The sequence below is a fragment of the Lentzea sp. JNUCC 0626 genome, assembly GCF_043632865.1.
Lineage (GTDB): Bacteria > Actinomycetota > Actinomycetes > Mycobacteriales > Pseudonocardiaceae > Lentzea.
Map to the genome: position 1 here is coordinate 8,575,562 of NZ_CP171635.1, position 19,059 is coordinate 8,594,620.

The 19,059-nt window shown below is 67.1% G+C and carries 28 protein-coding genes and 1 pseudogene; 1 reads left to right on the forward strand and 28 read right to left on the reverse strand.

Annotated elements, in window-relative coordinates:
• Window positions 1-2: 2 nt before the first annotated feature.
• The 12 genes and pseudogenes from JNUCC0626_RS40015 to JNUCC0626_RS40070 all read right to left on the reverse strand — a co-directional run bounded on the left by JNUCC0626_RS40015 (window position 3) and on the right by JNUCC0626_RS40070 (window position 5,957).
• Complete coding sequence (locus tag JNUCC0626_RS40015; RefSeq protein WP_394615861.1) at window positions 3-212, reverse strand: hypothetical protein; 210 nt, start codon at window positions 210-212, stop codon at window positions 3-5.
• Window positions 209-883, reverse strand: a complete 675-nt coding sequence (locus JNUCC0626_RS40020) for a toprim domain-containing protein (RefSeq protein ID WP_394622277.1) — start codon at window positions 881-883, stop codon at window positions 209-211. The genes JNUCC0626_RS40015 and JNUCC0626_RS40020 overlap by 4 nt, the downstream gene beginning before the upstream one ends.
• Before the next feature lie 43 nt (window positions 884-926).
• A pseudogene (locus tag JNUCC0626_RS40025) lies at window positions 927-1,097 on the reverse strand (CHC2 zinc finger domain-containing protein); the annotation flags it as partial.
• On the reverse strand, window positions 1,094-1,282 hold the full coding sequence (locus tag JNUCC0626_RS40030) for a hypothetical protein (protein WP_394615862.1): 189 nt from the start codon (window positions 1,280-1,282) through the stop codon (window positions 1,094-1,096). The gene JNUCC0626_RS40030 and the pseudogene JNUCC0626_RS40025, both read right to left, overlap by 4 nt.
• Window positions 1,279-1,656, reverse strand: a complete 378-nt coding sequence (locus JNUCC0626_RS40035) for a hypothetical protein (RefSeq protein WP_394615863.1) — start codon at window positions 1,654-1,656, stop codon at window positions 1,279-1,281. Before JNUCC0626_RS40035 ends, JNUCC0626_RS40030 begins: the two co-directional genes overlap by 4 nt.
• Before the next feature lie 2 nt (window positions 1,657-1,658).
• Window positions 1,659-2,495 carry an AAA family ATPase gene (locus JNUCC0626_RS40040; RefSeq protein ID WP_394615864.1) on the reverse strand — a complete coding sequence of 279 codons (837 nt, stop codon included), beginning with the start codon at window positions 2,493-2,495 and terminating at the stop codon, window positions 1,659-1,661.
• Window positions 2,496-2,510: 15 nt separating this feature from the next.
• The gene (locus tag JNUCC0626_RS40045; RefSeq protein WP_394615865.1) at window positions 2,511-2,750 is read right to left on the reverse strand and encodes a hypothetical protein; all 240 of its coding nucleotides are present in this window, start codon (window positions 2,748-2,750) and stop codon (window positions 2,511-2,513) included.
• Window positions 2,750-3,184: a hypothetical protein gene (locus tag JNUCC0626_RS40050; protein WP_394615866.1), complete on the reverse strand. Its 435-nt coding sequence runs from the start codon at window positions 3,182-3,184 to the stop codon at window positions 2,750-2,752. Before JNUCC0626_RS40050 ends, JNUCC0626_RS40045 begins: the two co-directional genes overlap by 1 nt.
• A 198-nt stretch (window positions 3,185-3,382) precedes the next feature.
• Entirely contained in the window at window positions 3,383-3,874 is a 492-nt protein-coding gene (locus JNUCC0626_RS40055) for a hypothetical protein (protein ID WP_394615867.1), read from the reverse strand.
• Window positions 3,875-3,909: 35 nt separating this feature from the next.
• Window positions 3,910-4,812 carry a RecB family exonuclease gene (locus JNUCC0626_RS40060; RefSeq protein ID WP_394615868.1) on the reverse strand — a complete coding sequence of 301 codons (903 nt, stop codon included), beginning with the start codon at window positions 4,810-4,812 and terminating at the stop codon, window positions 3,910-3,912.
• Entirely contained in the window at window positions 4,809-5,075 is a 267-nt protein-coding gene (locus JNUCC0626_RS40065) for a hypothetical protein (protein ID WP_394615869.1), read from the reverse strand. The genes JNUCC0626_RS40060 and JNUCC0626_RS40065 overlap by 4 nt, the downstream gene beginning before the upstream one ends.
• Before the next feature lie 411 nt (window positions 5,076-5,486).
• The gene (locus JNUCC0626_RS40070; protein ID WP_394615870.1) at window positions 5,487-5,957 is read right to left on the reverse strand and encodes a hypothetical protein; all 471 of its coding nucleotides are present in this window, start codon (window positions 5,955-5,957) and stop codon (window positions 5,487-5,489) included.
• A gap of 149 nt (window positions 5,958-6,106) precedes the next feature.
• Between JNUCC0626_RS40070 and JNUCC0626_RS40075 the strand changes: the two genes are divergently transcribed.
• Window positions 6,107-6,430 (forward strand): hypothetical protein, encoded by a 324-nt coding sequence (locus JNUCC0626_RS40075; protein ID WP_394615871.1) that lies wholly within the window; start codon window positions 6,107-6,109, stop codon window positions 6,428-6,430.
• A 59-nt stretch (window positions 6,431-6,489) separates the two neighbouring features.
• On the opposite strand, the gene JNUCC0626_RS40080 is transcribed toward JNUCC0626_RS40075, so the two are convergent.
• The 16 genes from JNUCC0626_RS40080 to JNUCC0626_RS40155 all read right to left on the reverse strand — a co-directional run bounded on the left by JNUCC0626_RS40080 (window position 6,490) and on the right by JNUCC0626_RS40155 (window position 19,002).
• Window positions 6,490-6,726 carry a hypothetical protein gene (locus tag JNUCC0626_RS40080; protein WP_394615872.1) on the reverse strand — a complete coding sequence of 79 codons (237 nt, stop codon included), beginning with the start codon at window positions 6,724-6,726 and terminating at the stop codon, window positions 6,490-6,492.
• A 55-nt stretch (window positions 6,727-6,781) separates the two neighbouring features.
• Window positions 6,782-7,132, reverse strand: a complete 351-nt coding sequence (locus JNUCC0626_RS40085) for a hypothetical protein (RefSeq protein WP_394615873.1) — start codon at window positions 7,130-7,132, stop codon at window positions 6,782-6,784.
• Complete coding sequence (locus JNUCC0626_RS40090) at window positions 7,129-8,418, reverse strand: tail fiber domain-containing protein (RefSeq protein WP_394615874.1); 1,290 nt, start codon at window positions 8,416-8,418, stop codon at window positions 7,129-7,131. Before JNUCC0626_RS40090 ends, JNUCC0626_RS40085 begins: the two co-directional genes overlap by 4 nt.
• Before the next feature lie 72 nt (window positions 8,419-8,490).
• The gene (locus JNUCC0626_RS40095) at window positions 8,491-8,733 is read right to left on the reverse strand and encodes a hypothetical protein (protein ID WP_394615875.1); all 243 of its coding nucleotides are present in this window, start codon (window positions 8,731-8,733) and stop codon (window positions 8,491-8,493) included.
• A gap of 9 nt (window positions 8,734-8,742) precedes the next feature.
• Window positions 8,743-9,357, reverse strand: coding sequence for a hypothetical protein (locus JNUCC0626_RS40100; RefSeq protein ID WP_394615876.1), 615 nt, complete (start codon window positions 9,355-9,357; stop codon window positions 8,743-8,745).
• Window positions 9,358-9,512: 155 nt separating this feature from the next.
• The gene (locus JNUCC0626_RS40105; RefSeq protein WP_394615877.1) at window positions 9,513-9,833 is read right to left on the reverse strand and encodes a hypothetical protein; all 321 of its coding nucleotides are present in this window, start codon (window positions 9,831-9,833) and stop codon (window positions 9,513-9,515) included.
• Window positions 9,834-9,836: 3 nt separating this feature from the next.
• Window positions 9,837-11,054: a Gp37-like protein gene (locus JNUCC0626_RS40110; RefSeq protein WP_394615878.1), complete on the reverse strand. Its 1,218-nt coding sequence runs from the start codon at window positions 11,052-11,054 to the stop codon at window positions 9,837-9,839.
• Window positions 11,054-11,914 (reverse strand): hypothetical protein, encoded by an 861-nt coding sequence (locus tag JNUCC0626_RS40115; RefSeq protein ID WP_394615879.1) that lies wholly within the window; start codon window positions 11,912-11,914, stop codon window positions 11,054-11,056. Before JNUCC0626_RS40115 ends, JNUCC0626_RS40110 begins: the two co-directional genes overlap by 1 nt.
• Window positions 11,915-15,583, reverse strand: a complete 3,669-nt coding sequence (locus JNUCC0626_RS40120) for a hypothetical protein (protein ID WP_394615880.1) — start codon at window positions 15,581-15,583, stop codon at window positions 11,915-11,917.
• A 93-nt stretch (window positions 15,584-15,676) separates the two neighbouring features.
• Window positions 15,677-15,943, reverse strand: coding sequence for a hypothetical protein (locus JNUCC0626_RS40125; RefSeq protein WP_394615881.1), 267 nt, complete (start codon window positions 15,941-15,943; stop codon window positions 15,677-15,679).
• A 110-nt stretch (window positions 15,944-16,053) separates the two neighbouring features.
• A complete protein-coding gene (locus JNUCC0626_RS40130) occupies window positions 16,054-16,407 on the reverse strand; it encodes a phage tail assembly protein (RefSeq protein WP_394615882.1) in 354 nt (117 codons plus the stop codon).
• Between the two features lie 132 nt (window positions 16,408-16,539).
• Complete coding sequence (locus JNUCC0626_RS40135) at window positions 16,540-17,298, reverse strand: hypothetical protein (protein ID WP_394615883.1); 759 nt, start codon at window positions 17,296-17,298, stop codon at window positions 16,540-16,542.
• Between the two features lie 78 nt (window positions 17,299-17,376).
• Window positions 17,377-17,859: a hypothetical protein gene (locus tag JNUCC0626_RS40140; protein WP_394615884.1), complete on the reverse strand. Its 483-nt coding sequence runs from the start codon at window positions 17,857-17,859 to the stop codon at window positions 17,377-17,379.
• Window positions 17,856-18,209, reverse strand: a complete 354-nt coding sequence (locus JNUCC0626_RS40145) for a DUF5403 family protein (RefSeq protein WP_394615885.1) — start codon at window positions 18,207-18,209, stop codon at window positions 17,856-17,858. Before JNUCC0626_RS40145 ends, JNUCC0626_RS40140 begins: the two co-directional genes overlap by 4 nt.
• Entirely contained in the window at window positions 18,209-18,544 is a 336-nt protein-coding gene (locus tag JNUCC0626_RS40150; RefSeq protein ID WP_394615886.1) for a phage head completion protein, read from the reverse strand. The genes JNUCC0626_RS40145 and JNUCC0626_RS40150 overlap by 1 nt, the downstream gene beginning before the upstream one ends.
• Window positions 18,541-19,002 carry a hypothetical protein gene (locus tag JNUCC0626_RS40155; RefSeq protein WP_394615887.1) on the reverse strand — a complete coding sequence of 154 codons (462 nt, stop codon included), beginning with the start codon at window positions 19,000-19,002 and terminating at the stop codon, window positions 18,541-18,543. Before JNUCC0626_RS40155 ends, JNUCC0626_RS40150 begins: the two co-directional genes overlap by 4 nt.
• Window positions 19,003-19,059 lie beyond the last annotated feature (57 nt).

Below are 19,059 nucleotides of genomic sequence, written 5' to 3' on the forward strand. Positions count from 1 at the left end.
TTTCACACCTCCTTCTGATGAAGTGCTCGTCGGTAGGTACGGATGGTCGAGGCGGACACGGCGCGGCCGGCCTCGCGCAGCAGTTCGGCCAGCCAGTCGGCTGAGGTGCCGCCCAGCAGATGGGGACGCAGTGCTGCGCGTTGCGTGTCGTCCAGCGAGTCCCACAACGCATTCAGCGTGCGGCCAGGCGTTCCTGGCAGGAGCTCGGTCATGCCGCGAGCTCCAGGGGGCGGACCAGCGCGTGCAGGGCTTCGGCCCCACCTGCCAGGTAGGTCTCGTTGGCATCGCCTTCGCGTAGGCGCACACCCTTCGCTGAGCGCAGGGATCGCATGACCTTCGCGTTGAACTCGGCCCCCGCCGCGTCAGGATCGCCCCACGACCAGGTGCGTGAGAATCCTGCGAGCATCCGGCGGTGGTGGGCTCGCCACCCGTTCGCCCCAGGGATCGCGATCGCGAGCAGGCCGGCGAGCGTCAGCGTCATAGCGTCGATCTCGCCCTCGGCGATGTGGATTTCGTCGACCGCGGTGTGGATCGCGCGGATGTTGAACACCCGCGGCGGATCGTCCTTCAGGGTCATGTACTTGCCGTGCCCGAGGGCGCGGTGATCGTGTTCCTGAAGGCAGCGGAACCGGATCGTCAGGGGCGCGTTGTCGCGGTCCAGGTACGGGATTGCGAGCCAGCCGCGAAACTTCTCGTGTCCGGGGAACGGGTCATTTCCGACGACGCCAAGCCGGAACGTATCCGCCGCCTGCTTGCCGAGTCCCCGAGCGACCAGCCACCGCGCGGCGTCCGCCGTAACGGCTGCCTGATAGCTCGTCGTCGCCTCCTCCAGCGCTTCCCGTTGCGAAGCCGAGAGAGGCTGCAAGGGCTCGTGCTCCGACAAAGTCGAGGCCCTCCTTCTCCATGATCAAGCTGTAGCTGTCGCCGCCTTTCCCACAGGAGTGGCAGCGCCAAAGGTTCTTCTCCAGGTGCACCGACATGGAGGGGGTCCGGTCCTCGTGCAGCGGGCACCGGACCATGTGCGTGACGCGGTTGGAGCGCTCGACGACGTAGTGGTCCAGGACCGCGGCGAGGTCTGGGCGCTCGTCGTCGCTCACGCGACTCGCCGACCGCGCAGGACGCTCGCGGACAGCTCGTCGCCGAGCTCGGCCAGCGGGTTCGGCGGGCGCTCGAAGAACTCCTCGACGGCGTGGATCTCGGTGATGGAGAACTCGGGGTCGAGCGTGAGGTCGAACGCCACGGCCAACTTCTCCGTCAGCGTGGTCTCCGGATGCCAGGTCACCGCGTCAACCCGAAGTAGTCGCCCACGGTGGTCAGGACGTAGGCGTCCTTCCAATTCAGCCCGGCCCGCTTGACGACAGCGATGCTTGAGACCCGTGCGCGGTCCAGGCCGCGGTGCGCGGCGAAATGTCCGCCCTCCGTGATCGCCTGACGGACGAACTCGGCGGCGTGCATCGCGCCGGCCTTTGCCTCGATCACGACGAATTCACCTGGGTTCAGGTAGTCGCGCACCACGAGGTCGCCTTCGTCTTCCTTGCCGGTCAGGACAAGCCGCTCGACGTCGAGGCCGGCCTGCCGCAGTCCGTTGCGGAGGTCGCTCTGCCACTGGGCACCTCGGCGCCTGTTCCGCGCGTTGCGCTTGGCAACGTCAGCCAAAGTTACACACCTGCCAATGCTGAAGGGGGCCCGTATGGGCTGTAGGGGTGGAAACGGGTCTTGTTCGGCTCGCACAGCAGCGTCGCGAACGAGCGTGCCGTGGGATCGCTAGGGCCCATGCGCTGCTTGATGACGGCGATCTTGTACTCCAGCGACATCGGGTCCAGCGCGACCGACAACGACAGTTCAGGCTTCTCACTGAGGCCGCCCTTGACCTGGTCCCGCGAGGGAGGAGTCCACGGGTCGGACTTGGCCTCCCAGGACTTGTCGCTGGCGTGGTGCAACAGGATCACCGTCGCTCCCGTCGCGCGGGCGAGCTCCGTCGCACTCGACATCACCGCCATCTGCGCCGTGTAGTCGCTCTCCGCACCTTCGAAGTCCATGAGGTTGTCGAAGACGATCACTTCGGGATACGCATCCCAGAGTTCGACGTAGGCCTCAAGTTCCTCGTCGACCGCGCGCCACGTGATGGGCGAGCCGAAGCTGAAGGTGATGCGGGAGTGCTCCAGGGCGTCCAGGTAGCGCGCACGGTGCGTGCCGCCCGCGGCCATGCCTGCTTCGACCTCCTCGGTGCTGTCGCCCGTGAACATCGAGGCGAGGCGCGACGAGGCGGTGAAGGCGCTCATGTCCGCGGAGAAGTACAGGGTGTTCAGGTTCATCTGTGCTACCCAGAACAGCGCGAGGCCGGACTTCTGGGTGCCGCTCCGTCCGGCGATCATGATGACTTCCCCATGACGGGGCCTGCATCCCTTGGCGTACAAAGCCGAGAATGCAGGCACCCGAGGAAGTTCACGGCCGGACTCGGCGTGCAGGCTCAACGACCGCGCGGGCGTCAGCACCTGCCACGCCTCCTCTCAGGCCCGTGGAGGCCAGTTGTAGTGACCGGGAGTCGGTTCGTCGGCGAACGGCACATCAGTGATGGGGTTCGCCCCCAAGTGGTTGAACACGACGAGATCGACGGTGTCCTCGTAGACGGCGGTGATCACCGCGGCGCGTGCGGCTCCCTCAGTCGCGGTCGCGTAGTGCACGACCCTGCCGAGAACCGGTTGTGCTGGTGTCGACCGCGGAGCTCGCCGCGCAGGCGTCTCGGCCATCAGTCGAAGTCCGGCGCCGCTGCAACAGCGGCCTCGACCTGCGCCTCGCGCTTGGTCGCGTAGCTGATCACCTGCTGGCGCACTGCGCCATCGACCTGACGCCACACCCAAGCCGGGTGCGCTCCGGGCTTCGACGCCGGCACCTGCACCACCGTGACGATGGTCGCGCCACCAACAATGCCGGCCAGGTCGCGGGCGAGGACCGTCTGCTCGACGCGCGTTCCCTTCGTGATTACCGGCGACCCGGTGTCCAGATCGGACTTCGAGTTGAACACCGAGATGTCCACCAACGCGGAGTCCTTCGGGCCGTTCGGTGTCGGCCGCTGACGGTCGAACTGCTTCACCTCAACAAGGATTGCCACAGCACCGACGTTGTCCTTCGGCTTGAACCAGCCGCCGCCCTGCGTGGGGATGTCCATGAAGTTGAGAGCCACTAAGTTGATCTCCTAGATCGTTGTACAGCAGGAAAAAGGGTTACCGACATCGCGAAGGCAGCGCATGTGCCTCGCGTGTGGGTATGAGGACGGGGCACGGCGCGTTCCACACGAGCTCGTAGATGCCCCAGGCGGCGCCGATCAGAAGGGCGCCGGAGAAAAGAAACGACAGCAGAAAGTAGTGCGCAGACCGCGGACTCAGGCTGCAGCCTTCAAAGCGCGACCGCGCTGCTTGTAGGCGTCCATGAGGTCGCCGTTGGCGAACGCTGCCTGGTTCTCCGCCCAGATCCGCTGCAGGTCCGGAATGGACGGTGCGGTCTTGATCTGCGCTAGAAGCGGGTTCTCTGCGGGCTTGTCGGTCGGCCACGGGGGAGTGGACGTGTCGGCGCCCGCCCAAACGTCCTCGCCCGGAGCAGGTTCGGTGACGGTCTCCGTGGCCGGCGGCGAACCGACCGCGACCGCGCCGAGGATGGACGCGAGGTTGCTGACGCCGTGCGCCAGGCTCGTCATGTCCACCACGATGTCGTTCAACGACAGGTTTGACAAACTTTCACACTCGACGCCGAAGAACGCGCAGATGTCCTCGCGGACTTCTCCGACCTGGCCACTGAAGATGGCCTGGCTTCCTTCGTAGTCCTTGCCGTACTTGATGGTCACCGTGATGTGGCGGCCGATGTGCTCGATGCTCACGCGGTGCGAGCTCCTCTCGGTATCTGCGGTCAAACTTACACACTGAGTGGAGAGTGTGCAAGTTTGACATCTGTGGTGCGGCTCACGATCTGCGCGGGCTGCAACTCGTCCCGCACGGGGATTTCGACGGCTCGGGCACCGCCAACGGCGCGGCAGAACTCTCGCACGCCGCATGCCCTGCATAGCGAGGTCACGTTCGGCAGGAAGACGCCAGCCCGGATTGCGTTCCAGGCCATCTCGTACTGCGCGTCGATGTACTCCTCGGTGTAGAGGGACAGGTCCTTGAGGCTGGTCAGTTCGCCCTTGCCGGCCATCCAGTACGCGCCCCAGGTGGACAGGAGGCCGTACTTCCGCCACAGCCCCACGGCGTAGGTGCCAAGCTGCAGTGCGGACAAGGGAACTGAGCCTGTCTTCAGGTCCACTACGACGACTTGCCCCTCGGGCGTGATGTAAACACGGTCGATGAACCCCAGGTGGTCGTCGCCTCCCATCGGGTCGTCGATCCTGACCTCGACCGCGGCCTGGCCGTCAGGCAGGACGGCAAGCTTCCAGGCGCTCTGCGCCTTCCAGCTCACCCAGTTCTCGACGAACTTGGGGCCGTAGATCAGCCACCAGTCGTAGTCCTTCTTGTTGGGACCCCCGCGCAGGCTGATGGACTTCAGCACCTTGCCTGAGGGGTTGACCTCGATGCCCTTCGCGCGCTCCTCGGCGAGGAGGCGGTCGAACACCGACTTGAAGGATGGCGTCTCGCCGATGCGCCGGCCGAGCTCAACCAAGTCGAGGTGTTCGGTGATCTCGTGGATGGCTGAACCTGCGACGGTGGCGAACCAGGTGTCGCCGCGGATCTTGTAGAGGCGTTCTAGCCGGAACCGTTCGCCGCAGTCCGTGAGAAGCGACTTTGCGCTGAAGGATAGGCGTGTTGGAAGTTCAAGGGTCAAAAGCGCACCTGCATGGGGATCGTCGTGATCACTGTTTGCCAGTGATCTGCGTCTTCTGGAGTGTCAGGAGTCGGCTCGATGGGCGCGAGGTACATGCGCGTCCAGCCGTTGTCGAGCAGTTCGGGCTCGCACTCCTCGACAGGGATCGGCTGGAAACCGAGCTGTCGCGTCAAGCTCAGGGCGAGGCGGATTCTGCATGTCCGTGCCTCGGGCGCCGCGTCGATGTGGAAGTCGAACTCGCCGACATCGAGGTAGACCATCACGTGGCCTTCTTCGCACACGGCCAGGGTTCGCGCGGTCTGTCTTCGCGCTGCGAGCCCTTCGGTCTGAGTCCCCTCGGAACAAGCCGCCGTGGCAGCGGTAGGTGTGTTGAGCAACTTCGCGTCCTTCGCGCTTCGGTGTGAAACCTTGGCAGGAACGGAGTCAACGCGGGGTGTGCAACTTTGTCAAACGACAACGACAAGTCCAGTGCGACGATGCGTGGACTGTCTGCACGCGGCGCAACCTTGCGGCTGCGGCCCCCCCAGGCTGCGTGGCGATCCTCTTCGAACAGTAAACCAGTTGTAACTTCAATCATGTTGCAGGGTGCAGATCGCCGGGGCGGTGATCATCACATTCGATCTTGTGGCGCTACCGTGCCGGTCTGTGATAACTAACGGCGGCAAGCGGGTGGCTCAATCGCCTGCCGCCTTGCCGCCCTTCGGCATTGTCTTTGGGTCCCGAATGATGTCGTCATCCGTGATGTCGTCGTCCGGGCCGCCGCGTGGAATGTAGTGGAAGCCCTCGTCGGTGTCGGGGTCGTAGTGCACCACGGCGTTGTTCTCGTCGAGGGACTCGCGCCAGCTCTGCAGCCTGGCCGCATCGCTGTCGCGTAGCTTGAAGCCGGCGCGCACCCGAGCTTCAAGGCGAAGCATTGCGACGGGGTAGGCGAATTGGTGTTCAGCCTTCACTTTCCACGGAATCAGTCCGCTGTCGCGGGCAATGCGTGGATCAAGACCGCGCCTATTCCGGAAGTTGCTCCACATGGACGGCACGGTCTCGATGTTGTACTTCTTGAGGTACTGCTCGGACATCCATTGATACGTCCGGCCTTCCTCGAACCAGCGTATGACTTCTTGTTCATCCTGGATTTTCGATGCGGGCATGGGGCACCTCCTTCTTTAAGCGCGGACAGCCGCTTTGCCGGATGCTTGCGGTGTGTAAGATTGGCACGACCCAAACGAGCCTGTCAAGGTTACACCAAGCGATGTGGCGCAGCGTAACATCTCATCTCGGCGAATCAGGGAGGTCGAAGTTGAAGATCAGCCTAACTGTGTGCGACCTCTGCCAGCTGCCGGACAGGCCGGCGCAGTTGCACACGATCGGCAGCGGTGCGCGCTCGGTCGACAAGGACTTGTGCGACGAGGATGCCGCGCGGCTTGAAGAGTTTCTCGGTGAGATTGGCGTGGTTGTGAAGAAGGCGGCCAAGTCCAAGGCAGCTACGAAGGCTGGGGCTGGGAGAACAGCCGCTCGGAAGACCGAGGGCTCGACAAGCGCGACCAGGCGGCCGGCGCCAGGTCGCAAGACCGGCATGGTGGTCAGGACTCTTGACGAGATCGAGCAAGGGAAGCGCGGCTAAGTCCACATACGACGAAAGCGCCCCACCCGCAAGGTTCAACGGGTGGGGCGCTTTCGTTGTTAGCTCTTGGTGATCTCGCTGTCGCGAATGGACGGTGCCGCAGAGCCGCGGGTCCACACAACGAGAACAGCGGTGCCAACCAGATCGACCGCGTCAGCGATCGCGCGCTCGGCCTCGACGTCAAGGGGAAGAGCCCCAACAACGACGAGTACGTGAAGCAGCGCTGTGACGGCTGTGACGATCGCTGCCCGGATGATCAGGGGCTTGCTGGCGGTAACGGAGTCGCGGATTGCCACTCTGTGTAACTCCTCTTCGTGAAGGTTGAGCAAGGACTGCGACGCGCTTCCCAGTTCAGTTGTGGGGAGCGATGTCGATGTGGCGGTCTAGGCGTTCAGCCACTGCGAGCCGCTCGGCGCGCTCGTGGGAAAGGTCGCGGCGCAAGGCGGTGATCTCCTGGCCGTGTTCGCGGAACGCCTCGTCGTGTCGGGTCTGGCCCGCGAGCACAGCGTCAAGGCGTTCGATGACGCGGTCGACGTCGTCACGCAGGTTCGTCGTGTGCGTGTTCTGGACCTGCTTGCGGGCCTCGGCGGTGTGTTCCTTGACCTCGTTGAGCTTCTTGTCCTGTCGCTTGAGCAGGCCAGCCACGATGCCCAGGAAGCCGAAGCCGCTGGAGATGAGCGCGATCATGACGGGGTCGCTCACGCGGCACGCTCCGCGAGCTCGGCGACAAGCTGCTCAAGGCGTGCGATGCGGTCCTGCTGGTCCTGCACGACTGAGAGCAGGGCGACGCCCAGCAGGTCGTAGCGCAGGGCCATGATCTGGCCGTCGTCGTTGCGCTGCACGATCTCGGGCAGGGTTTCGTTGACCTCTTCTGCGATGAGGCCGAGCTCGTTCTTGTGGTCGGTGTTCTTGCGGTCGTAGACGCGCGGACGAAGAGCCAGCACTCGCGTCGGGTCGATCCAGTAGTCGCGGATGTTCTCCTTGAACCGCCGAGCCGACGTGTTCTGGCAGAAGTTGCGGTTGCCGTCGACCCAGACCGCGAACCAAGGGCCAGGTCCGGGGCCGTTGGTGTGCGCACGATCCGTTCCCCAGGCGCGGCCAACGTGCCCGTCGATGTCGCCGCCGCCGTGCCGGTGCCCCCAGGTCGCGTATTGGCCGTGGCCGTGGTCGGCCCATGCCTTGTTGTTCACCAGGTAGTCGAGGTCGCCCTGGAGTCCGGCGATGTCGCCCTTGCCGTGCGTGTGGCCGGAGGGCGGGAACGAGGACGGCTTGCCGGTCACGCTGTCCCAGGTGTGGGTGTGCGCGGACGGGGTGAAGCTGGACGGCACGCCGTCGAGGTCGTTCCAGTGGTGGCGGTGCGGGGCCGGGGCGAAGGTCGCAGGCCTGCCCTCGATCGTGCTCCACACGATGACCGGGGCCAGGTCGACCCAGCCTGTGCCGTTGTGCCACTCCCAGCGGGCGGTCGAGAGGTTGAGGCCCAGTGCGCCCAGCCGCGGTGAAGCCGGGCGGGTCTCGGTCCGCCAGACGCGGACGCGACCGCCCGTGAACTGCCGCTCGTCCTGCGGCACGGTGGTGCCGATGTTCGTGGTGCCGGTCGGCACGGGGATGCGGCTCAGGCTCAGCTCGAAGATGCCGCTGTCGGTCTGCGTGAGCGGTGGGGTGCTTGCCCCAGGCTCGCCTTTGACGGCCTCCAGGCTGATCTTGTTCTGGGTGGGGTCCAGGCGCAGCACGACGCGGTCGGTGCGCGAGGCGGACTCGGCTGCGGGGATCGGGACCTGCTCGACGCTGGTGGAGACCACGACGTGCCCGCGGACGATGGCGGTTCCGGGCTGGACGTTGACGTACATGCCGCCGGCGTCGGCGCTGACCGAGAAGGCTGTGCCGTTCGCGCTGTCCACGACGCCGGAGTCCTGGAGTTCGCGGAAGAGGTGGCTGTACTGGGATTCGGTGGTGGACTGGTTGTCGAACGGGTACGAGCTGATCGCCACGGGGGCGGCCTCCTGCGGACATGGCGAAGCCCCCAGCGCGATGCTGCGCTGGGGGCCTCGGGAGACGGAAAGCTAGGCGGAGTCCGGCTCGGGCGCCGGGGCCGCCGGCTGCTCGTCGAGCGGGTGGATCTCGCTGGCGATGACCTCCAGGGCCACGACGTAGCGCAGCGTGGGCTGGAAGGCCGCGGGGTTGGGGTCGTTGGCCGCGGGGGCGTCGGTGAAGATGCCGAGGATCATGTCCGCGGCTTGGTCGTACTCCCAGCCGAGCAGGCGTAGTGGCACGCCAGCAGCGGTGCTCGTGTTCGGGTTGGTCACTCGCACCTCCTACAGATCGGCGTAGAACGTTGCGTTGATCGTCAGCCAGGCGTTGCCGCTGCCGAGGCGGTGGATTTCGCCGTTGGCGCGGAAGTCGACGCGGTTGAAGGTGTCGGCCTGGTTCTGGACGGTCAGGTGGGTCGCCGAGGGGCGATAGCCGACTGGGAGGGTCGCGATGTGGCTGCCGTTGCCCGCACGGACGAGGCCACGCACTTCCACGAGCGAGCTCGGGCCTTTGCGGTATTGGGCGGTGGCCCATTCCCCGCCGTAGTCGACCCACCCGCTGAGCAGGGGCAGAGGCTCCCAGTGGTCGTCGATTTCGCCTGTGCCCCAACGAACATGGGGACTTGCTCCGCCTGCGTCGTTGCGGGTGAGGATCATGACCCAGTGGGACGGGATCTCCCACGGAACGCGGTTGTCGTCGTAGACGCTGGTGATGCGGAAGTTGCCTGGGAAGGGTTCGCCGAACGAGCCCAGGGGCAGCTCGTACCAGAGTGTGGAGTAGTACCCCATCGGGATTCGGCCGTCTGTCACGGTGACGCTGTCGCCGCCGGGATTCGGGTTGGGGATGACCGTGCCGTCTGGTGGCATCCGAATCCACCACGATGTGTCGGTGACCAGCATCGGGTGGTAGCCGTGCGCGTAGACCCGGAAGTCGTATGACCATCGGACGCTGCGGTCCCGGTTCACCGTTTTGACGCCGCCACCGGTCAGTCCGAATTGGACTCTGATGGCATGCAGTGCTGGGTCCGGGCCGTTGTTGAGAAACTGGTGTCCCATCAGGCATCCATCTCCACGCCGCAGGCGTGCAGCGCCGCGCCGTAGTTCCCGTCGGCCCAGGCCTGGATGCTCTGACCCGCTTCGAGCACCTGGGCGCAGTCGAGCGTGAAGACCCCGCCGGGGCTGAGTTTGAGGTCGTGGAGCACGTACACGTCGTCCAGGCACACGAAGTTCAGGCTCGCGCTGTCGATCCCCGTCCTGAAGTTGGAGAGCAGCAGGCTGGTCAGGACCCAGCGCTTACCCGCTGGCACTGTTGCGACAATCTGGCCGTTCGTGCTTCCGAGTGCCTTGCGGACAAAGGTCTTCGGCGTCAACGCCACGAGCTACCACACCCCCATGAGGCTCATAACCGCCGCGTTGTCCGCGGCCGTCGTTCCGATCTCTGCGTTGCGCTCCAAGGCGCTGATGCGCTTGCGCGCGTCCTCCAGGCGCCGGTTCAGCGTCTCGTTGCGGTCGAACTGGCGCGGGTCGCCGAGGATCGCGCCGAGCTGCACACCCGCGGCGCCGACCGCGAGCACATAACCGGTCGCCACGGCCGACAGCTCGCCTGAGCCGACGACGGCTGAGACGCGGTCGCCCAGGTACCAGTCGACGCCGAAGCGCATCGTGGAGTCGTCGGTGGGCACCGCGCGCATGGCGACGGCTGTGAAGCCCTCCTCGGCGAGGACCTCGTCCGCTGCCTGCTGGTACTCGGTGGGGTCGTCGGTCTGGCGCTGGTCGACGAATCGCTCGATCCGCCGGCCCCAGTCCTGTTCGGCCTCAACGGCTTCCGGTGTGGTGGCCGCGAGGAAGGCGCGGTTTTCGAGTTCGCCCTGGCCGCCCACGATCACGCGCGTGACACCAGGGGCGGCGACGGCGACGGACTGGGAGGCCAGGGTGCCGCTCAGGACGTCCAGACGGATGTCCAGGCTGCGGTCGGTGACCCGGTAGGTCTCGAACACCAGCTCGTCCCCGCGCTGCACCACCCGGAACCCCAGGCCCGCCATCACCGCGATCTCGGCGACCAGCGAGCCCAGCACGGGGAAGCGGGCTGACTTCTTCACGCGAGGGCCACGCGCGAGGTTGGTCCCCATGCGCAGCCGTGCCTTGCGTCGCGCGGCCGGCGCCGCTGGCCCGCAGTTGGCGTTGACGTAGCCGTGGATGACGCTCTCCGCGTCGCCCTGGCGGACGTCGTGCGAGGCGGCCTGTTTGGTTGGGTCCGGATTGGACGGTTGAGGCCAGGCCAGCATGTCGGCGAGCACGACGGAGTCCGACACGCCCTCGAAGCTGACCATGCCCGCGGTGTCCTCAGCGGAGGTGATCGTGACCGGGCTGACCGTGGGGCCGGACATGAGGATGTCCTGCGGGCCGGTGACGATGATCCCGGCGCCGGGCTGGCCGAGGGCTCCCGCGAGGGGGTGCTCGGCGGGCAGCTCCAGCTTCCAGACCCCGACCCCGTTGTGCTCGCCCTCGACCCGGAGGTTCAGCTCCTCGGGCCGGATGAGGCCTAGGCGCTTCAGGTCGCGGTTGCGCACCTCGACCGTGAGATCGGCGAGCCGCACTAGATCACCATCCACTTCCGGGGCCGCCAGGTGCACAGGATTCGTGACTCGGGGATGACGTCCTCCAGGCTCACCGTCGCGGTGGTCGTGCCGGGAGGGATGCCCCAGAAGCGGGGCGCCGGGGCGAGCTCGCCGTAGCGGTTGCGGCCGAGGTTGTCCACGACCGTGCCCAGGCCGGCGTCGAGGAACAGCCGCTCGCCGTCGCCGAGGACGCCGCGCCAATACAGCACTTCGCCAGCCGGTGACGTGGCCTTGAAATCTCTGCCAGGGCCGACGATCTCCCAGACCGGGAACGAGCTGGCGTCGCCGGAGTTCTCCAGCTGGATGGCGCCGATGGCCTGCGAGCTGGCCACGTTCATGGTCGCGAGGCTGCCCGCGAGCAGACCGCGGGTCTCGGCCTGCTCGCCGATCGTCTTGCGGGTGGGCACGCTGTAGGTGAAGAACGGGTTCCCGGCTCGGAGCGTGAGCACGATCAGCAGGTCGGTCTCGCCGATCGTGTCCACGCCGAAGCCGTAGTCACCGCCCCCTACACGCACCACGCTGGTGGTCCACGAGGTGCCGTCGTCCTCGACCCAGCGCAGCGTGCACGGCTCGGCCAGCATGATCGCCAGCCGGTTCACGAGACGCTGGAGCTCCGCGCGGTCAGGAGCGTCGAGCAGCAGGGGTAGGTCGATGTCGCGCGGCAGGACGCGCCGACCGCGGTAGATCGCGCCGTCACCCGCACCGCTGAGCCACTGCACGGAGACCGGGGGCAGGCCCAGCCCGGTCACACCGGACAGGGCCTGAACCCCTCTTCCCTTGCGCAGCGCGTCGTCGAGGTCGAAGACGTCCACTGTGGATTCGAGTTGCAGTCGTGGCACTTACCAGCCCATCCTCGCGCGACCGGCGGCTGCGAACAGGTCCTCTTCGGAGCCGAGCGACGAGCCGGGGGCGGCGTAGTAGTTGAGTACCTTTTGAGTGCCTTGCCTGCCGCCTGCCAGCGCGCCGTCCGCCAGCCCCGCTGCCCGTCGCGTGACGCCGGGGGCGGTTACTGCGGGGATGGCGAAGTCGGTGTCGGCCACGTCGTCGGTGAGGCCCCGCAACGACTTCCGGACCGCGTCGTAGCGCGATTCGAGGCCGTCGATAAAGCCGTCGATGACGAGCTGGCCGGCGCCGCGCAGGATGGTCCGGTCGACGGGGGCCGGTCCCTTCCAGTCGGGCAGGAGATCGGTCAACTCCTTGAGCGCGGCCTGCACCCGCCCGAAGGCGCTGCGGAGGCCAGCGAGGAAGCCGTCGATCACCTGGCGTCCGGCATCGACGAGGAGCGGTCCGAGTGGGCCGAGCGCCGCGATCATGCGGTCCGGGATGCCCCGGACCCAGTTGACGACGTCGTTCACGCCGTCGCGGGCGGCGTTCCCCAGGCTCCGCCAGGCGTCGCGGGACTTCTGCTGCATGTCCTGCCACCCGGCAGACCAGCGCTCGCTCATCGTGCCGAGGCCGTCTGTCAAGGGCGCCAACAGGTTTGAGCCCATGAACACGGCGAAACTGCCGCTGATCACGGACCAGATCCCCGAGCTGACATCCTTGATCCCGCGCCAGACCCGGCCCCAGTCCGCCGTCAGGAATCCGGCGAAGATGTCCCAGTAGCCCTTCATGGCGACGAAGCAGCCCTGGAAGGCGTCGGCGAGCCCGGCCAGGGTGATCGAGAAGTTGTCGCCCAGGTAGGACGCCAGCTCCCGCGCCGCGGGCAGGACGTCCTCCCGGAAGATTCGCGCGGCGTCGGCTGCCTTCGAGATCAGCGGTGCAAGGACCCCGGCCACCAGGACGATGGCGTCGACCAGTGCTGGCAAGGCCTTCTGCGCGAACGCGACCAACGCGGGGACGAGGGTCTCGCTCGCGAGCGAGGCCAGCTCGGCGAAGCTCGGCAGGAGCGGCGTAGCCGCTTCCGTGACCCGCGCGAGCCCGTCAGCGACGAGCGGGACCAGCTTGATCAGCTCGGGCAGCTGCCGTTCGACCATGCCGCCCCACACACCGACCATCTGCACGAACAGCTCGGCGAGGTTCGGCAGCAGGCCGCTGGAAGTCAGCGACTCCAGCGCGGTCACCAGCGCGTCGCCGATAAGCGGAAGCACCCGCTCCAGCACGGGGATCAGGCCGTTGATCGCCTTCGTGAGCGCGGGGACCAGGGCCGTGTCGGCTGCTCGCGCGAGCGCGTCGGCGACGCGCAGCAGGACCGGCGAGAGGGTCTGCGCTACGCGCAGCAGTCCGTCGCCCAGAACGCCGACCAATTTGGTGACGCTCGGCGCGAGCCGGATCAGCGCCTCGGCCAGGATGCCGCCGAGGACCTCGGCCGCCAGCGGTCCGAGGACGCGGGCGAGTTCGCCCACGAGGATCGCCAGCTTGCCCAGCGCGACAGCGACCGGACCGAAGGCAGGCCCTAGCGCGGCCAGTGCATCGCGCAGCGCCTCGAACATCAGCACCAGCGCGCCCTGGAAGGCAGGGTGACTCAAGGCTTCGGCGACGTTGCCGAGCAGCGTGCCGAGCGCCTCGCCGACTACCGGGAGGATGGCGGTGAGCGTGCGGCCCAGGCTCTCCAGCAGGCGCGTGACCGCGGGACCCGAGATCGTGGCGATGAGGTTCATGGCCTCGTGCGCCGCGCGGAAGACGTCGGTCATGCCGCTCTGGAAGCGGTCGCCGTTGACGATGTCCGCGATCCGCGTGAGCTTGTCGGCCAGCGTGCTCAGGGTGGAGCCGCCCGCGGCCTCCGCCGCCTTCGCCATCCCGACGAAGATCCGTCCGATTTGGACGATGACCGTGCCGAGGTCGGCGAGTGCCTGGATGCCGTTGTCGATCCAGGTCTGGAGTCGGCCGTCTGCGGACGCCTGTCCGAGGAAGTCGTCCAGGCGCTGGGAGATGTCGACGAACCACGCGGCGAGCCGGGGCAGGTAGGAGGCGCCGACCGTGCCGAGCTTGGCCAGGATTCCGGCGTAGGCGTCGGTGCCCTTGCCCGCGATGTCGATGGATTCGACGAGTGCGTCGAACATGCCGGCGAGCACGTCCGGCCCGAGCGCGGTACGCAGCGAGTTGGACAGGTTGGCGAAGAACACGCCGAGCGCGTCCGCGGTGCGACCTGCGCCGCGCTCCAGCGAGGGGAACAGCTCGTCGACCAGCCGGCGGATGGGCGCCTCGGCTACCTTCCAGAACCGCTCGGAGAGCTGGTCCTGCAAGCTGGACAGCCGCGTCTTGACCTCGGGCAGGACCTCGTTGAAGTCCTTGAGGACCGCGATGGCGACGCCGACGCCGACCGCGATGCCGCCGAAGATGCCGGGCAGCGCGAACGCCGCTCCGCCGATCTGCGCCAGCGACGCCGACAGGGTGAAGAGGTTGCTCACGGCGGTGAGCGCCCACCCGGCCAGGCCCGCGACCGCGAGTGCGATCGAGCCGATGATCGGCACGTTTTTGTCCAGATTGGACAGTGCCTGTCCGAGCTGACGAATCCAGTTGGTTGCGACTCGGGCGCCCGACAGCGATGCGAGCACGGCGGTCACGCGCGCGGCCGATGCCTTGTTGATGTCGACGATGATCTGGACGCGGCGGGCGCGAGTCATCGCGGCGAGCTTGGCCTTGGAAGCCTTCTCCGACAGCGCGTTGACGTCGGTGTGGATCTCGGCCGTCAGGTCGCTGATCTGGTCCTCGATGTCGTCGATCTCGCGTTCGAGCTTGCGACGGGCCACCGGGTCCATGCCCGGCTTGATCTCGGCCTTGAGCTGCTCGATCCGCTCCGCGTAGCCCTCGATCTGACGCATGGTCCGGGCGACGGCGCCCTGGTCGAGGGTGGGCGCGATCTTGATGCCGGCCAGCCGTTCCTGCACGCGCTGACGCAGCTGGACAGCCTTGACGTAGTCGGCGACCATCTCGACGCTCTGCTGGATCTTGAGCCGTCGCTCCAGTTCAGCCTTGGTCCGCTCCAGCGACTCCCGGTCGGGCTTCACGGCGACCTTCAGCTCGCGGAGCTTCTCCAGTTCGCTGTCGAGCTTGGCGATGGCCCGGCTCAGGGAGTTCTGGCTCGTGGGGTCGATCCGCAGATCGACTCGGCTCGCGGCCTTGAGCTCCGCTTCCAGCTCCCGCTTGGCCTTCTCCAGCGACGCCCGGTCCATCTTGACCTTGAGGTCGACCTCGGCGAGCTTCTCCAGCTCCGCCTCGATCTTGGCGACGGCACGCTGAAGAGAGGATGCGCTGCCGGGCCGTACTTTGAGGTCCAATGTGGCGATGTCAGCCAGGTGCTTCTCCAGCGCGCCCAGCTTGCTCTCCAGGTCGGCGCGGTCGAGCTTGACCTGGATCTCTTTCTCGTCCAGCTTGTCCAGCTCGGAGCGCAGGCGCGCAATGCCTCGCTGAACAGAGTTCTGGTCGTCCATCTTCACGCGCAGCGTGATTTCACCGAGCATCTTGGCCGCGGTCTCACGGACCTTGCGCGCCTCGGCTGCGATGGCCTTCTCGTCGAACTTGGGTTTGACCTCAACCGTGATCGCCTTGATGGACTTCTCGATCACGTTGAGCTTGCGCTCGGTCTCCGCCCGAAAGTCGTTGGTGTGCGGGTAGACCTTGACCGCTACGCGACCGATGATCTGGGTGTCGGGAATGGGCTACCTCCGAGAGATGCGCGCGTGCAGATCCGCGACGCTCACGCGCTTCTTGGGAGTGGGAGCGGGCGCTGCCCTGGGCTTGTCGTTGGGGCGCGGCCACTCCGGGAACCTGGGAGGCGTCTTACCCCAGTTGCCGGTCGCGCGGGTCTGCAGGTTGATGGCGTCGTAGGTGTCGGCGTGCATGTGCCGGTCGACGCCCCAGCCGAAGTGCTGTATCCCGCCGTTGGCCAGCGCGGCGGTCAGGGAGGTGTCGGGGAGCCTCTGCACCAGAGCGAGGACAAGACCTGGAGCCGGTCCGCGGCACTCGATCACGTCCACCAGGTCGATGCCGTAGTGGAAGCGCAGATCCGCGTACAGGCCCCGGCCGTAGTCGTCGATCAGGCGGCAGAGGACGAGGCTTCCCCCACGGACTGGCCCTCCGTGTAGCGCTCGAACACCTCGGCCAGCACGCCGAGGTCGTCACCGATCGCGTCGATGAGCAGCTTGGCCTGCGCGGGGGTCTGCGCCACGATGCGCAGCGCCTGCTGGAAGACGGCCACCTGGTCGACGTCCTCCGCCTCGTCGGTCCCAGCCTCCATCTCCTTCTGGACGCCGATGAGCTTGTCGCGCTGAGCCTTCTTCATCCGCAGCGGGTTGAGCAGGCGCACGGTCGTGTCCTCCACGGTGATGTCGGTGGAGCCGTACTTGCGGTCGGCGGCTGCGCGGATGTCGTCAAGGGAGAAGCTGGACACGGTTTTGCGGACCTCCAGTTTTGGTGCAGGGCAAAGGGAAGCGGACCGAAGGGGTGCCACCGTGAGGGGTGGCCCGGCGTGCACGCGGGTCCGCAAGGCAGGCGCACGCCGGGTGTCAGGGGGAGGGCGGGGTCAGGGCTTCGCGCCGGACTCCCAGGAGTCGCCGTCCCAGTGGGCCTGCGTGGCATCGCCCAAGGCGACGTACTGGCCAGTGGTCCACGCGGTCGCCGGAGATGCGGTGATCGTGCTCGCGCGCAGCGCCGCAAGGCTCGACGGACGAGCAGCGCCCGACGGAGTGAAGGCGCCGGGCGTGCCAGCTGTCGCACCTGTGGCGATCACGGACGTCGGCGTGCTCGCCAGTGGGGTCACCGCGTAGGTCCACGTGTTCGTGCCGTGCACCAGCGGAGTGATGCCGATCGGCATGCCGGCGAGCGACTCCGTGTCCGACAGCGACATGTCGTCCGCGCGGTAGATCTCCGCCTTGGGCGCGTAGAACGCGAAGATGTTGTCGCCGTCCACGAACACGATCAGCACCGCGCACACGGTCGGCTTGGGGTCGGTCGGGACGCCCAGCGTGCCGTTGGCCAGCAAGGGCGCGTTCGCGCCGTAGAACAGGCGCAGGCCCTTGACGTCGAACTGCTGGAGCGTGAACAACATCCGCTCCGTGCGCGCCGAGTAGCGCGTGCGCAGCGTCTTGTTCTGGAGCGTCGCGAGGACCGTCGCCTCGCCACCCTCGGAGGTGATGCTGAGCAGCTCCTCCAGCGAGGTGTGACCGACGTTGTCCCACGGGGCCGCAGGCGAGGTCAGGTCCGAGGGCATCTGCGTGCCAGTCGGGGCCAGCAGGTAGTTGCCGGTGTCAATGACGAGCGTCGCGCCGTCGTCAAGTGCCAAAGTCGTTCCCTCCCAAGGGATCGAGGGGTCAGCAAAGACCCCGCTCCTCGGCGAGGGCGGGGTGAGGGAAAACAGAAGTCAGCGACCGCGCGGCTTGCGGATCTTGAGGTCGTAGGTGCTCTCGTAGCGCCACATACCGGTGGGCAGGTCGGCGTACTGCACCGGACCCGTACTGGTCGCCCAGTCGGGCTTGCGGGAGGGTTCACCGCGCATCTTGATCGAGATGATGGAGCCGAGGGCGGGGTAGCTCGCGTGCGCGAGCCAGGCGTTGCGCATGACCACGCGCACGGCCTCGCTCACCAGTGCGGACTTCTCGTCGCCGTCTGGGTCCTGCGCGAACACGTTCACGCTGAACCGGCCCCAGTCGGTGAAGCGCGGGTCGCCCTTCCAGTTGCCCAGGGCTGGCAGGCGGCGCACGAGGATGAACAGGCCGGGGGCGTCGTCCGCGATCAGAGAGACGATCGGCACGTCCGGCAGGCCCTCACGCAGCACGCGCAGGCAGATGTCCTCGACGGGCGCCAGCTCGACAAGGGCGAGCACGCTGGGCGGCAGATCGATCATTGGTCACCGCCAGGGCGCTTGAGACCCATCGCGTCATGCAGGATCCACAGGCCCTCCATGCCCTTGCCACCGTCAGGGTTTTCCTCGGACGCGGGTGTCGGCTTGCGGCCGTACTCAATGGACAGAGCGGCCATCAGGCCGCGTTCGTCGTCAAGGACCACGTAGCGGTCAATGTCGCCCTGTTCCACGTCGATGCGCGCGTGGCCGTCGTGCCGGTGCTCGCCGAGCCTGGCCTCCGCGCGTGCGGCGCCCTCCAGCGTGAGGTCGTCCATGCGCTTCTGCACGGTCGCGTGCTGCGCGATCAGGCGCTCGATCTTCTGGCCTCGGACGCGCCGGTACACCTGAGCCACTACGGCCTCTCTCGGATGTCGAGTGACCAGTGCCGGGTGCGGCGCGTGCCGTGGTGGTACTGCGGCGGCGAGACGATGTCCCACTGCCGCCCCTTCCACTCCACGCGAGACCAGAGGTTCACGTCCTCCAGGTCCGCGGACACGATCATGCGGGTCACGTTGATCTGTTGCTGGCCGGGCACTTCAGCCTTCGAGCTGCGCTGCGGGATGAACGCCGCGCGTACCTCGTGCGGGCCGTCCGGCTGAGCGCGGGTCACGTGGTTGCCACGCCGGTCGATGGCCTGGACCGCCTTCCAGACGCGGGCGCGTTGTCCGCGCTTGCGCTGGTGGCTCACCAGGGGCTCGCCGGGTCGGAGAACAGCGGAAACTGTTTGCCGCCACCAGAAACTGGAACCGTGCCGGTGCCCGCGTGGCGCTTGCGCTGCGGGCCCCAGGCGCTGATCGGGGCGGAGAGCAGCTTGCTCTTGCCGGACATGGCGGCAAGAGCGGTGATCTCATCGTCGTTGAAGTGCGCCGAGCCAGCGCGGTCGCCGAGATCGGACCAGCCGAGCGTTTCATCGCCCGCACGTGACTGTACGTAGCCCTCGGGGTTGCGCATGTAGCGCACTGCGGCGCCGAGCACGAGCGTGCGCACCAGCTGAGGGGCCCTACTCGGGTCGGGCCATGCGCGGCCGTAGTGCCGGGCCCAGCCGGACAGGTCGTCCAGTGCGGCTTTCGCGATGCGCGTCTCGTCTGCGTCGAGGGTCCAGTCCAGGCGTTCCTTGAGCTCGTCGAACGATGCAAAGGGGGCCAAATCTGCACCTCCTTGGATGCAAGAAAGCCGGCGCCTCTAGTGAGGAAGCGCCGGCCT